Here is an 11,590-nt window from a genome sequence, read left to right on the forward strand (position 1 = left end):
TGCGTCCTATGACATCGGTTCGATGAGGCGCAGGGTCCGCAGCAATTGCTGATCGCCACGCTCGGTCATTTCCGCAAAGAAATGTCGGACGCACTCTCGCGTGTCCTCGGGGAGGGCGGCAAAAGCCGCCTCAATGCGGCGGGCCTGGGTGGCGCTCAAGACCTCGAAGAAGTCGCGGCCCTTTTCCGTGGGAAAGAGCAGGCGCTGGCGGCGGTCGGTTTCGCCGTGTCGCTGGGCGACATAGCCGCTGTCTATCAGTTGGCGCAGGACGCGCGCCAGGCTCTGCTTGGTGATGCGCAGGATGTCGAGCAGGTCGGCCACGGTCATGCCGGGGCGCAGGTTGACGAAATAGATGACCCGGTGATGAGCACGGCCAAAGCCCTGCATCTCAAGAAGCGCATCGGCGTCCCGAACGAAGTCCCGATAAGCAAAGAAAAACAGCCCCATGATATCGATTGGCATCTCGGGAAAATCGTAGATGGCTGAATTTATGTCAGCCTTATTGACATTTATCGAATGCGCTGGCATCGTCCTACCAATATCTTTGCCCATTAGTGACTTATCACAGAGCCGCTTTGGTTTGCCAAGTGGTGAGAGAATACTGCATTATAGGGCTCAGATCGTGGCCGAATGGCCCGTAGGAAACAAACGCATAATCGGGAGATGAAAATGGCCACCGTGCCAATGGATCAGCGAGACGGTTGGATCTGGTACAATGGAGAAATGGTTCCCTGGAAGGATGCCAAGCTCCATGTGCTGACTCACGGTCTTCACTATGCCAGCAGCGTCTTTGAGGGGCAGCGCGCCTATGGCGGAGAAGTGTTCAAGCTGCGCGAGCATACCGAGCGGCTGATCTTTTCGGGCAAGACGCTTGATTTCACAATTCCTTATTCGGCCGACGAGATCGATGAGGCCTGCCGCCAGGTCCTCGTCAAGAACAATCTTGTCGATGCTTACATGCGCCCGGTCGCCTGGCGCGGGTCTGAGACGCTGTCTGTTCCGGCGCGCGACAACAAGGTGCATCTGGCGATCGCCGCCTGGGTGTGGCCGAGCTATTTTTCCACCGAAGAACGGCTCAAGGGCATCCGCCTTTGCTGGGCCGACTGGAAGCGGCCTTCTCCGGAGACCATTCCGTGCAAGGCAAAGGCCGCGGGCCTTTACATGATCTGCACGCTGTCCAAACATGCTGCGATGGACAAGGGCTATGCCGACGCGCTGATGCTCGACTACCGCGGTTATGTGGCCGAGGCGACCGGGGCGAATGTGTTCTTTGTCAAAGGCAAGGAAATCACCACGCCGCTGCCGGACTGCTTCCTCGATGGCATTACGCGCCGCACGCTGATCGGGCTGGCCAAGGCCAATGGCTATACCGTCACCGAGCGGCATATCAAGCCCGAGGAACTTGCAGAGTTCGACGAGTGCTTCCTGACCGGTACGGCCGCTGAAGTGACGCCGGTTTCGGAAGTGGGAGAATACAAGTTCACGCCCGCCGATGCATGCCGGACGCTGGTGGAGGCCTATATGAGCGAAGTTCAGCCCAAGCAGGCTGCGGCGGAATAAAAAGCCGCACTATCGCGCAGATTTGAGAGCCGGGGAGAAATCTCCGGCTTTTTTTATGACCAACGCGCGGTGGCCGCTTCGTCACTGTCTTTCGCTTCCACCCATCGCGCTCCGTGCGGCCCCTCTTCCTTTTTCCAGAAGGGAGCGGTGGTCTTGAGCGTGTCCATGATAAAATTGGCGCCGTCGAAAGCGGTTTGCCGGTGCGGGGCGAGGGTCATTACCTGCACTATAGGTTCGCCCGGATAGAGCTTGCCGAAGCGGTGGACGATCGCAGCATCGAGTAGTGAGAAGCGCTCAACGGCCTGCTCGCGGAGGGTTTCGAGCTGGCGTTGCGCGAGCGCGGGGTAATGTTCGAGGGTCATTGAAATGATCGGGTCGTCCGAGGTGGAGCGAACCAGACCGGTAAAGGTAACGGCAGCTCCAGCACCCTTGCTTGTCTTGAGAAACACGTTGAAGAGCGTGCCGGGATCGAAAGGTTCGGACTGCAGGGTGACGCCCATATCAACCACCGGTCATTGGTGGAAAGAGGGCGACCGTTTTCGCGCTCCCCAGCGGTGCCGCATGGTCGACGAGTTCGTCATCGATGGCGGCCCGGATGAGCTTGCGGTTTGCGGTAGCAAACGCAAAGCCCTCATCGCGATCTGCCAGCCATTCGACGAGATCGGCTATGGTTGCGACCGAATCCGGAGGGGCCACCTCGTCGCTGTCCCGCCCGAGCCGCTCGCGAAGCCATGCGAAATAGAGGATTTTCATAGCTGATCGTCCTCACTGCGTGCCATATGCGCGGAAACGCCCGTCCAGTACTGCCAGCCGGTGATAGCGGTCAGCACTGCCGCGAGCCAGAGCAGAATATCGCTCAGTTCGCGCATGCCGGGGACAAGCGGCTCGGCGATAATGACGCCCAGCGCAACGAGTTGAACCGTGGTCTTGTATTTGGCCAGTTTGGAGACCGGCACAGCGATCTTTTCGGTGCCCATGAATTCGCGAAGCCCGGAGACGAAAATCTCGCGCAGCAGGATGATCGTGGCCGGGACCAGATCCCAGACGCCGAAACTGCCGTCAAAGCAGAAGATCAGCAGCAGGGCACCGACCAGCAGTTTGTCGGCAATGGGATCGAGCATGCGGCCGATGGGCGAGACCGAACCGTATTTGCGCGCGAAATAGCCGTCGAAAAAATCGGTGACCGCGGCGGCGATATAGAGCAACAGAGCCAGCCAGCGCAGCGGGCCGTTATCGGCGACCAGAAACAGCATAATGACCGGGATCGCGAAGATGCGACCGTAGGTTAGAAGGTTCGGCAGCCGTGCCATGTCGAATCTTGTGTCGGTCATGTGCTCATCTCTGATTGAAGTGATCGTAGATCAATTGCGCCATTGCGGTCGAGATGCCTGGCAGGGCGGCGATATCGGCGACAGAGGCGCGGGAGACGGCTTTTGCGGAGCCGAAGTGCTGCAACAGCGCACGCTTGCGGGTCGGGCCGATACCACCGATCTCATCGAGCGGGTTTTTGACCATTTCCTTTTTGCGCCGCGCCCGGTGTGTCCCGATGGCGAAGCGGTGCGCTTCGTCGCGCAGGCGTTGGACGTAATAGAGCACGGGATCGCGGGCCGGCAGCATGAACGGCTCCTTGCCCTCCATGTAGAAAGTCTCGCGGCCCGCATTGCGTTCCTCGCCCTTGGCGATGCCGATAACCGTGACATCGCGCGGCAGGTTCATTTCGGCCAGCACGGCCTTTACGGCATTGGTCTGGCCGGCCCCGCCATCGATGAGCAGCACGTCGGGCCAATCGGGCATGCCGGTGGCGTCGTCTTCGGCTTCGGGCTCGCTTTCATTGGCCAGCCGTGTGAACCGGCGGGTGAGAACCTCGCGCATCATGCCGAAATCATCACCGGGCGTGAGGTCCTTGGATTTGATGTTGAAGGTGCGGTAGTGCTTTTTCGACAGCCCTTCCATGCCCGCAACGACCATCCCGCCCACGGCGTTGGTGCCCTGGATGTGGGAGTTGTCGTAAACCTCGATGCGGCGTGGGGTTTCGTCGAGACCGAAGGTGTCGGCCATGGCCTCGAGCAGCTTGCGCTGGCTGGCCGAGTCCGAAAGGTGACGGCCAAGCGCCTCTCGTGCATTGGTCAGCGCGTTTTCGACCAGGGTGCGCTTTTCGCCCCGGCGCGGGGTCTCGATCCGGACAGCACGCTCGGCGCGAGTGGACAATGCTTCGCGCAGCAGTTCGGGTTCGGCGAGATCCTCGGAGAGCAGAACGAGCCGTGGCGGTGTGCGGTTCTCATAAAACTGCGCAATGAAGGCCTCGAGCACTTCGGAATTTGTGCTGTCATCGTCGGCGCGCGGATAGAAAGCGTAATTGCCCCAGTTCTGATGCGCGCGGTAGAAAAACACCTGGACGCAGAAATTGCCCGCTTCGTGGTGAATCGCGAAAACGTCAGCCTCAGCGATCGATTGCGCTCCGGTGCCGGTGGAGCCCTGTATGAGCGCCAATGCACCGAGGCGGTCGCGCAGCATGGCGGCGCGTTCGAAGTCGAGCGCTTCGGCGGCCCCGTTCATTTCCTTCTGCAGATGGTCCTGCACGGCCTTGGTCTTGCCCGAGAGGAAGGCGCGGGCCTCGGCGACGAGTTCATTGTAATCGGGGATCGAAATGACGCCGGTGCAGGGGGCGGCGCAGCGCTTGATCTGATGCTGGAGGCAGGGGCGGGTGCGTCCGGCGTAAAAGCTATCCGAGCAGTTGCGCAAGAGGAACGCCTTTTGCAGCGCGGTGATGGTGCGGCTGACGGCGACAGCAGAGGCGAAGGGGCCGAAATAGTCGCCCTTGCGGCGGCGGGAGCCGCGATGCTTTGTGAGCTCGGGCGCCTCGTGCTCGGTGGCGATCAGGATATAGGGGAAGGTCTTGTCGTCGCGCAGCAGCACGTTAAAGCGCGGGCGGAGGCGCTTTATCATGTTGGCTTCGAGCAGCAGCGCCGCCGCTTCGGTCTCGGTGCGCACGAACTCCATCGACCGGGTCGAGGCGATCATGCGGTTGATGCGGACCGAATTGCCCTCATAGCTCGTGTAATTGGTGACCCGCGATTTCAGGTTGCGGGCCTTGCCCACATAGATGACGTCGCCCTTTTCGTCGATCATGCGATAAACCCCCGCGCCGGTGGGCAGGGTTTTCACGAAGCGCTTGATGATATCGGGGCCGGGGAGAGTATCGTCTGTCATTGCTTGCGGGGGGTCGGCGCGTTGCGCGCGCTCCATTCGAGATGTTCGCCGCCATCGAGCGCGAGCATCTGGCCGGTCATCGAGGGCAGGTTGAGGATCGAGACCACACCCTGGGCGATCTCTTCGGGATCGGCGCCTGTCCGGAGAGGCAGGCGGCGCCGGGACGCTTCAAATTCGCTTTCCGACTGGCGGGAATTGGCGAGGGTGGGGCCGGGTCCGACGGCGTTGACGCGGACACGCGGGGCAAGGGATTGAGCGAGGGTGCGCGTGGCGGTCCAGAGCAGGGATTTCGAGAGCGTATAGGAAAAATAATCGGGTGAGAGGGAGAGGACACGCTCATCGATGATGTTGACGATGCTTCCGGTGGCGCCGTCCGGGAGTTGGGCCGCGAAATCGCGGGCGAGAAATACCGGTGCTTCCGCATGGACGGCCATATGCAGATCCCACAAATCCTCATGCAGCGTATCGGCACTGTCGGGTTCAAAGACCGAAGCATTGTTAACGAGCAGCGTCAGCGGACCGAATGGTTCAGCCGCGTTGGCGATCAGGCCCATGCGGTCCTGGCGCTTTGAAAGGTCCGCCCGGACGATTTCGGCGCGGCCACCATCGGCCGCGATGGCCTCGGCCAGGCCCTCGGCCTTATCTCCAGACGTGCGATAATGAATGACGACGGCATAGCCCTCCGCCGCCAGGCGGGTGGCAATGGCCGCTCCGATCCTGTCGGCGGCTCCGGTTATCAGCGCTGCTGGCGGCATCGATTGAGTGTCCATTCGGATTTTCGATTGTGCTGCTGGTTGCGTTTTGCCCTCCCCGTCGAGATAGGCAGAACAACCCGGCAGCGCAATGGCCGTTGCGTCGGTGTTGCCACAACTTACCGCGAATCAAGAAAGAGCGTAGGCTGGGCGCCGTGGGGAGGTGCATTTTAGCACCTCGTTTGCAAGTGGGGACACTATGGAAGCAATCATCTCTATCATTATCCAACTTGTGGCCGGTGCCGTGGGCGGCAACGGTCTGGGCGCGGCGGCCAAGAATCTCAGTCTTGGTACGACGGGCAACACCATCGCCGGGGCAATTGGCGGTGTGGGCGGTACGTGGCTGGCCAGCCTCGTGCCGGGGCTGGCTGGACTGCTGGGCGGCGCGGGCACTGGCATGGACGCCGGTGCACTTGTCAGCCAGGGCGTTACCGGCCTTGTGGGCGGCGGCATACTGACCGCCGTCGCTGCTGCCGTGAAGAAAGCAACAGCCAAATAGAGCCGGGCGCGCCCTGTCTCACCGGCCCGGGCGGCATCGTCCGGGCCTTCGTTTTGCACTCCGCTATCGCCGTATCGCGCCAATCCCCCACATTAGGATGCCGGCAAGCAGGCAAACGCCGCCCAGCGGGGCGACCGAAAGGCTGAGCAGGACTGGAACAAGAGCGGATGCGTCAGGGAACAGCGTTGCCATGACCACCATAGGCACAAGACCTATGGCCAGGAGCAGCGCTCCGAGCTGAATGAAGGCGATGCCCCAGCGGGATAGTCTCATGGACCGGCTCCTGATAATGACCTGCCACCATAAAGGATCGTTCCTGACCCCAGGGTGAACGAGACTAGCACGGCACAAGCGGGCGCGGAGAACTTGCGGGAACGATTGGTGATGGCCATGTTGGAGCGGTCACATCAATCACGGAGGCAGTGACTTGATTATCGTGCTCTATGCGGCGCTGGGACTGGCGGCGATAACCCTTATCGGCAATCTGATGCTGGCGAAGTGGAACGCGCAGCGGGTGGAGACGCGGATCGGCGAGCGGGCGCAGGCGTATCTGGCCAGCCTCGAACGCGAGGGATTGCCCGAACCGCTTTCGGCGATGAGCGATATCGAGCGGCGGGAGGCCGTGCTGAGCGCGGGACGCGAAGTGCGGATCGAAAGCGGCAGGCGGTTCTATATCGCCACGATCGGCGGGATGGCTGTGTTTTTCGTGGCGCTCGGGTTCGGCATCGAAGCGGGCGGGGTGCGGGCGTTTCTGCTGGCGCTGGCGGTCGGCGGGGCGGCAGTCTACGGCGTTACCGTATTCATGCGCCGGAGCCTCAAATCGCGGCTGGCCGCGCGCGGGCTCGATGCCGAGCGGCTGCGGACCACCTAGATCAAATCCGCTTTTCTTCGAATCGCGGACTTGATCTAAGTCCTTGTTTCGTCGCGCGTCCGAACCGCAAAACCGTTTCCACTTTTGCTGGACGCGCTCTAGGTTTATTTCAAGCCCAGCACCGCGCCTCCGATATAGACCACGATACCGGCGGCGATGAGGGCGAGGGGCGCCAGCGCCAGAACGGATACCAGGCCGCCGGTTCCGGCGGGAAGGTGGATATTGCCGCTGGCCATTCCGCCGGCGATGGCCCGCTCGAGCGCGACGGCACCGATGCCGGTGAGCATGAAACCGGAAGCGAGTTTGACGTAGGATTTCATCGGATGGTTCCGCGATACGACGACTGACAGCCTAGCATATCGTTCCGGCGCGGGGAAAAAACAAGAAGGCCGGGGCGGTGAACGCTCCGGCCTGTTGGTCGCTATCTGCCGATATCAGTTACCGATGCAGAAATAGCCGTTGGGGCCGTTAAAGCAAACCTGGCTGCCGGGCGGCCGGGGGCGCGGGGGCGGGCCCGGGTTCCAGTGCGGGGGCCGCGGATAACCCCAGAAGGGCGGGCGCGGCGGGTAGGGGTTCCAGCTGGGCGGATGCGGCCGCGGGGGCTGCCAGGACGGCGGGTTGGGGCGCGGCGGCTGCCAGTTGCCGACCTGACGCAGATAGTTCTGGCTGGCCCAGCCGGTGCGGCCATAGCGGCCCGTATCGAGAAAGCACCAGCCCGAGCGGCAATATTGCACGTCGACGACCTGGTTGCGCTGGAGAGTGGTGACCACGCCGAACTGCGTGCCCGGACCCGAGCGCACGTTGAGCGGGCTGGTCGCGTAGGCTTCCCAGGCAAACGCGCCTGCGGTCATCATCGCGACCATGAGAGCGGCGATGCCGCCCTTTATTGCTGTTTTTCCGAGAGCCATGACGCTTCTCCTGTGAGTTGCTGGCAGGTTTTTCGTCTGCCTTGACGACAATAAAGCGCAGGCCGGCTGAACCGTTGCTGAATGGGATGTTTAGGTTGAGTCTCATGTCTCACGGCGCGCACCACTCCGGGGATGACGGTCCTAAAACCGGACCTACCCCCTCCGTTGCGCCTGCGACGGCGCGGCCGAATGGTCGGCCCTAGCCCGCGAGCATAGCTCGCTTGGGCGTTCTGCCTTCAAACCGATCCACCGGATCGATTTGCCCCGCAAGGCGGGTCAGGCAAAACTCCTCGCTGCGCTCGTCCGGCCGGGCAGTTCCATGGGCAGGGCGCGCGGAAGCGACCGACGGCCATGGGCCTCGGGGAATGGGGTGGGCGATGAACGGCGAAGCAAGCTTCATCCGATTTGGTAGTGAGCGAAGCCAGCTTCGCCGTTCATGACCGGGGTTTTTGGCTTATGGCGGCGTCTCGGGCTGGGGTTTGTCGGTTTTTTGTGGGTCGGTTGGTCGAACCGGAAAAGTGCCATCCCCGGATCAAGTCCGAGGACATGCTTTTCCTGCCAACCTCCCGTATCCCCCAAATTACCGGTGCCCCTCCGGGTTTCCCCGGTACGACGTGGACTCTCATCCTCGCCCGGCCATCCGTCCGCTTTGGGCCTTCCCTACGGCGACCCGCAAGGAACCCGGACCGACCTGTCGGATGGGATCGAAGTGCCCGGAGGCCGATGCGACATGGGCTCGGTCGCATGCTCCTCCAATTTTCAATCCCGTCCTCACCGGAAGCTCGTATGCATCTTCGCCCTGGTGCGGTCGTGGGGCAAGATTAGGCGAGGTGCAGCGGGCGGGGATAAGTTTTTGGCCACTTTTAGAGCATTTCAGCGCTTCTTTGAATCGCTTCAATTGCTCTAAGTCTTTGTTTTGTCGCGCTTCCGAACCGGATAAGTGGTGCCCACTTATCCTGGAAGCGCTCTAGAGAATGCCCCATTCGTCGCCGATTTCGATGCTGTGGCCGAGAAAGGCCTCCATACGGGCGACGAGAGCCTTGTGGGCCTCAGCAATTGCCCGGCGCTCGGTCTCGCGCTCCGGGTCATCCCCGGGGGTGGGGCAGAGATAGCCGTCGCGAATGCCATGGAGGATGCGGCCATTCATCAGGCGCACAAGCTCGTCGGTGTTCTTCTTGTGCTGAGCCTTTGCCTCGGCATCGGCCACCGGCTTGTCGAACCCCTTGCGCTTGCCGAAGGTCGCGAAGGCATGATGGGCCTGGGCAAAGGCGATGGTGGCCTCGGAAAAACTGGTGGAACCGCCCGCAGGCAGGGCGGGCAGGCCGCGCGCCTCGACGGCGCGGGCCATCAGGCGCGCCATTTGCGCCATGAGATCGACGGCCATGCCCAGCACCGCCTCGGGCACCGGGGCGGTGGCGCGCGATTTGGCCTGCGCGGAGATTTCGGCCTGAAAGGCGGTGAGCCGCGCCATCAGCGCGGCATAGGCGGCGTGGGTATCGTGTTTGGAGTGAGGGTGGGCGGGGGCGGGTTTCTTGTGGCGCGGCATGGGCCGGTCTCCGTGTCAGGTCTGGCTCCGGCGGGGCGGAGGGTGACAGGAGAGGATAGGGGAGGTGTGGGGGGTGGGGATAAATTAAGGCCACTTGCGCTTGCAAGGAAAGATGATAAAAAACGAATGCTTTTTACGCGTTATTGGGGCATTAGCCCCCGGTCGGGCGTTTCGCCAGACCGCTAACCACTGTGTACTTTTATCGCGAGATTTAGAGTTCGGATTCCATCCTCACTCGCTTACGCTCGCGGTTCTGAAAGAACGCGGATGGAATCCGAACTCTAAATCTCGCCTCTCTAGGTAAAGAGCACATTGGAAGTATCACAATTACTAAGCGAATTCATTGACGCACTGGACCGAGATGCTCTGCGTGTTAAGCGTCCTGATGAGTTTGTTTTTTTGTGTGGTGGTCCGGTAGACACGGAATTTTTGTCCAGCACCAAGTATCTATCACTGCGCGATTTTGTCTATCGTGCGGTGAGGGGTATCAAGCCTCGTCTGGTTTTGGCTGAGGATGCTCAGAACCTTTTTGAACTCTCAGGATATAGTGATCTGGTCGAGTTTGAGGTGGACATTGCTCAAATATCTTCCCTTGTGGCTTTGATTTCGGAAACCGCCGGATCTCTTGTTGAGTTGGGGGCATTTACTACCCACAAGGTTATTGGGAAAGTACTATATGTAATAGTTCATGAATCGCATCATGGAAATACAAAGTCATTTGTCAGGTTGGGTCCGTTCAAGGTTCTTGAGGAGCTTCATGATGACGGCATCGATATGGTGGGAGACTTTAATTGGAAAGTGCGAAAAGATGGGTCTGTAGTAGTAAAAAGTATAAGCGGGCAGTCACATATTATTGCCGACAGCATCAATGAGCGCTGTCGGTCTGGTGCGGAGCGATTTGATCCGGAATCAACTCTCCATAGAATGCTTGTTATATACTGGATATGCCATATCCTGCGGGGAGCTCGTCGTACTGAAATAAAGTATTATCTGGAGAAGTTCCAAATAAATTTGGAATCTTCTACTATCAAGAGGTATTTGTTTTGCATGGAGGTAGCTGGGTGGATTGGTTCTAAGAACGTTGGTTCTCCATATTTCTATCCAAGAATTGATGCGGACCCATTTGACTATAGATACAAGAAGGCGACAAAGAATAAATCTCATAGTAGATGGAAATTAGTAATATCTAGTGAAGTGCAGCAAGGCAGTTCAAATCGTCCAAAGGACGTGATCTCTGCAGTTGGTGAAGCTGATGATTGACCTGCACCATATGTCGCGCTCGCTGGGTATTTCTAGAACCGACCTGGTTGAAATAGTTAGGAGGGGACCCGATAGGTATAAAGAGTATGAGATTGACAAGCGTGCCGGCGGTAAGAGGTTAATCGCTCAACCGTCTCGCGAGCTGAAGGCCGTGCAACGGTACCTGTCTGAGAATTTCTTTTCCCAGTTTCCAATCAGCAAATTTGCTACAGCTTACCGGAAGGGGAAATCTATCCGTGACAATGCGCAACAGCATAGAAAAGCCCGGTTTCTTCTAAAGACGGATTTTTCGAACTTTTTTCACAGCTTTGCTCCGGCGGATATTGATTGGCTGTTTGCAACAAATGGGATTGTACTAGAGAAAAGTGAGGTTTCCTTCCTCAAGCTGTCCATTTTCTGGAGGCCGAAGGGCAGCCGCTTTTATACCCTTGCTATGGGGGCGCCAACGTCTCCGCTGATAACGAATATCATGATGCACGGCATTGACGAACGGCTCGGCGAGTTCTGCCAGAGAAACGAGGTCGCTTACACGAGGTACGCCGACGATGTTGCGCTATCCGCGCGCTCGCGCGACCGCTTGTTGGAGGCAGAAGCGGTCTTTCGGACAATTATCTCGAACTCCGAGCGACCTAAACTGAAGTTCAACGAAGATAAGCGAGGAATTTATGGTCCTGGGCAGCGACGCGAGGTGACGGGGTTGATCATAACGCCCGATGGGAAAATCTCTGTCGGGCGAGATCGCAAGAGGCAAATTAGCGCCGCGGTAGATCATTGGCGACGCGGGGTAGGCATGGCCGATATAGAGGTCGAAAGACTGCGAGGCCTCTTGGCTTTCTGCAATGCAGTCGAGCCGAGGTTCATTGATCGGCTACGTGCGAAATATGGCGATAACTGCATTGCAGAGCTGTTTGATAGGAAGAGAATGTCGTTCTGGTCTCCAGAACATCTATTTGGCTAGAACACGGAAGATATAACCTTCGCGGT

At 59.4% G+C, this 11,590-nt stretch carries 15 protein-coding genes; 5 read left to right on the top strand and 10 right to left on the bottom strand.

All coding sequences use genetic code 11. The features are described from left to right. Positions 1-6 precede the first annotated feature (6 nt). Positions 7-462 carry a MarR family winged helix-turn-helix transcriptional regulator gene (locus tag ACP148_RS04130; RefSeq protein WP_264227622.1) on the bottom strand — a complete coding sequence of 152 codons (456 nt, stop codon included), beginning with the start codon at positions 460-462 and terminating at the stop codon, positions 7-9. 207 nt (positions 463-669) lie between these two features. On the opposite strand from ACP148_RS04130, the gene ACP148_RS04135 reads away from it, so the two are divergent. Then, a complete protein-coding gene (locus tag ACP148_RS04135; RefSeq protein ID WP_421951327.1) occupies positions 670-1,560 on the top strand; it encodes a branched-chain amino acid aminotransferase in 891 nt (296 codons plus the stop codon). Between the two features lie 53 nt (positions 1,561-1,613). Here ACP148_RS04135 and ACP148_RS04140 read toward each other — a convergent pair whose 3' ends face one another. The 5 genes from ACP148_RS04140 to ACP148_RS04160 are packed head-to-tail and all read right to left on the bottom strand — an operon-like array spanning position 1,614 to position 5,540. Beyond that, positions 1,614-2,060 carry a molybdenum cofactor biosynthesis protein MoaE gene (locus tag ACP148_RS04140; RefSeq protein WP_421951328.1) on the bottom strand — a complete coding sequence of 149 codons (447 nt, stop codon included), beginning with the start codon at positions 2,058-2,060 and terminating at the stop codon, positions 1,614-1,616. Between the two features lies 1 nt (position 2,061). Next, positions 2,062-2,313, bottom strand: a complete 252-nt coding sequence (moaD, locus tag ACP148_RS04145) for a molybdopterin converting factor subunit 1 (RefSeq protein WP_421951329.1) — start codon at positions 2,311-2,313, stop codon at positions 2,062-2,064. Beyond that, positions 2,310-2,891, bottom strand: a complete 582-nt coding sequence (gene pgsA / locus ACP148_RS04150; protein ID WP_421951330.1) for a CDP-diacylglycerol--glycerol-3-phosphate 3-phosphatidyltransferase — start codon at positions 2,889-2,891, stop codon at positions 2,310-2,312. Before pgsA ends, moaD begins: the two co-directional genes overlap by 4 nt. Positions 2,892-2,895: 4 nt before the next feature. Beyond that, a complete protein-coding gene (gene uvrC, locus ACP148_RS04155) occupies positions 2,896-4,806 on the bottom strand; it encodes an excinuclease ABC subunit UvrC (protein ID WP_421951331.1) in 1,911 nt (636 codons plus the stop codon). Further along, the gene (locus ACP148_RS04160; protein ID WP_421951332.1) at positions 4,767-5,540 is read right to left on the bottom strand and encodes an SDR family oxidoreductase; all 774 of its coding nucleotides are present in this window, start codon (positions 5,538-5,540) and stop codon (positions 4,767-4,769) included. Before ACP148_RS04160 ends, uvrC begins: the two co-directional genes overlap by 40 nt. Positions 5,541-5,721: 181 nt before the next feature. On the opposite strand from ACP148_RS04160, the gene ACP148_RS04165 reads away from it, so the two are divergent. Beyond that, positions 5,722-6,021, top strand: coding sequence for a hypothetical protein (locus ACP148_RS04165; RefSeq protein ID WP_421951333.1), 300 nt, complete (start codon positions 5,722-5,724; stop codon positions 6,019-6,021). Positions 6,022-6,084: 63 nt separating this feature from the next. On the opposite strand, the gene ACP148_RS04170 is transcribed toward ACP148_RS04165, so the two are convergent. Beyond that, positions 6,085-6,294, bottom strand: a complete 210-nt coding sequence (locus tag ACP148_RS04170; RefSeq protein ID WP_421951334.1) for a hypothetical protein — start codon at positions 6,292-6,294, stop codon at positions 6,085-6,087. Between the two features lie 154 nt (positions 6,295-6,448). Between ACP148_RS04170 and ACP148_RS04175 the strand changes: the two genes are divergently transcribed. Further along, on the top strand, positions 6,449-6,892 hold the full coding sequence (locus ACP148_RS04175) for a hypothetical protein (RefSeq protein ID WP_421951335.1): 444 nt from the start codon (positions 6,449-6,451) through the stop codon (positions 6,890-6,892). Positions 6,893-6,996: 104 nt separating this feature from the next. Here the strand turns inward: ACP148_RS04175 and ACP148_RS04180 are convergent, their stop codons facing one another. The 3 genes from ACP148_RS04180 to ACP148_RS04190 all read right to left on the bottom strand — a co-directional run bounded on the left by ACP148_RS04180 (position 6,997) and on the right by ACP148_RS04190 (position 9,346). Then, the gene (locus ACP148_RS04180) at positions 6,997-7,212 is read right to left on the bottom strand and encodes a hypothetical protein (protein WP_421951336.1); all 216 of its coding nucleotides are present in this window, start codon (positions 7,210-7,212) and stop codon (positions 6,997-6,999) included. A gap of 114 nt (positions 7,213-7,326) precedes the next feature. Next, on the bottom strand, positions 7,327-7,800 hold the full coding sequence (locus tag ACP148_RS04185) for an SH3 domain-containing protein (protein ID WP_421951337.1): 474 nt from the start codon (positions 7,798-7,800) through the stop codon (positions 7,327-7,329). 967 nt (positions 7,801-8,767) lie between these two features. Continuing rightward, complete coding sequence (locus ACP148_RS04190) at positions 8,768-9,346, bottom strand: hypothetical protein (protein WP_421951338.1); 579 nt, start codon at positions 9,344-9,346, stop codon at positions 8,768-8,770. A gap of 312 nt (positions 9,347-9,658) precedes the next feature. Between ACP148_RS04190 and ACP148_RS04195 the strand changes: the two genes are divergently transcribed. Further along, positions 9,659-10,606, top strand: a complete 948-nt coding sequence (locus tag ACP148_RS04195; RefSeq protein WP_421951339.1) for a retron St85 family effector protein — start codon at positions 9,659-9,661, stop codon at positions 10,604-10,606. Then, positions 10,599-11,564, top strand: coding sequence for a retron St85 family RNA-directed DNA polymerase (locus tag ACP148_RS04200; protein WP_421951340.1), 966 nt, complete (start codon positions 10,599-10,601; stop codon positions 11,562-11,564). The genes ACP148_RS04195 and ACP148_RS04200 overlap by 8 nt, the downstream gene beginning before the upstream one ends. Positions 11,565-11,590: the final 26 nt, after the last annotated feature.

Source organism: Pelagibacterium sp., from assembly GCF_965249125.1.
GTDB lineage: Bacteria > Pseudomonadota > Alphaproteobacteria > Rhizobiales > Devosiaceae > Pelagibacterium.

Excerpts from the sequence above, each read along its gene's own strand:
- ACP148_RS04130 (WP_264227622.1), bottom strand. The coding sequence starts at position 462 with ATGCCAATCGATATCATGGGGCTGTTTTTCTTTGCTTATCGGGACTTC.
- ACP148_RS04135 (WP_421951327.1), top strand. The coding sequence starts at position 670 with ATGGCCACCGTGCCAATGGATCAGCGAGACGGTTGGATCTGGTACAAT.
- ACP148_RS04140 (WP_421951328.1), bottom strand. The coding sequence starts at position 2,060 with ATGGGCGTCACCCTGCAGTCCGAACCTTTCGATCCCGGCACGCTCTTC.
- moaD (WP_421951329.1), bottom strand. The coding sequence starts at position 2,313 with ATGAAAATCCTCTATTTCGCATGGCTTCGCGAGCGGCTCGGGCGGGAC.
- pgsA (WP_421951330.1), bottom strand. The coding sequence starts at position 2,891 with ATGACCGACACAAGATTCGACATGGCACGGCTGCCGAACCTTCTAACC.
- uvrC (WP_421951331.1), bottom strand. The coding sequence starts at position 4,806 with ATGGAGCGCGCGCAACGCGCCGACCCCCCGCAAGCAATGACAGACGAT.
- ACP148_RS04160 (WP_421951332.1), bottom strand. The coding sequence starts at position 5,540 with ATGGACACTCAATCGATGCCGCCAGCAGCGCTGATAACCGGAGCCGCC.
- ACP148_RS04165 (WP_421951333.1), top strand. The coding sequence starts at position 5,722 with ATGGAAGCAATCATCTCTATCATTATCCAACTTGTGGCCGGTGCCGTG.
- ACP148_RS04170 (WP_421951334.1), bottom strand. The coding sequence starts at position 6,294 with ATGAGACTATCCCGCTGGGGCATCGCCTTCATTCAGCTCGGAGCGCTG.
- ACP148_RS04180 (WP_421951336.1), bottom strand. The coding sequence starts at position 7,212 with ATGAAATCCTACGTCAAACTCGCTTCCGGTTTCATGCTCACCGGCATC.
- ACP148_RS04185 (WP_421951337.1), bottom strand. The coding sequence starts at position 7,800 with ATGGCTCTCGGAAAAACAGCAATAAAGGGCGGCATCGCCGCTCTCATG.
- ACP148_RS04190 (WP_421951338.1), bottom strand. The coding sequence starts at position 9,346 with ATGCCGCGCCACAAGAAACCCGCCCCCGCCCACCCTCACTCCAAACAC.
- ACP148_RS04200 (WP_421951340.1), top strand. The coding sequence starts at position 10,599 with ATGATTGACCTGCACCATATGTCGCGCTCGCTGGGTATTTCTAGAACC.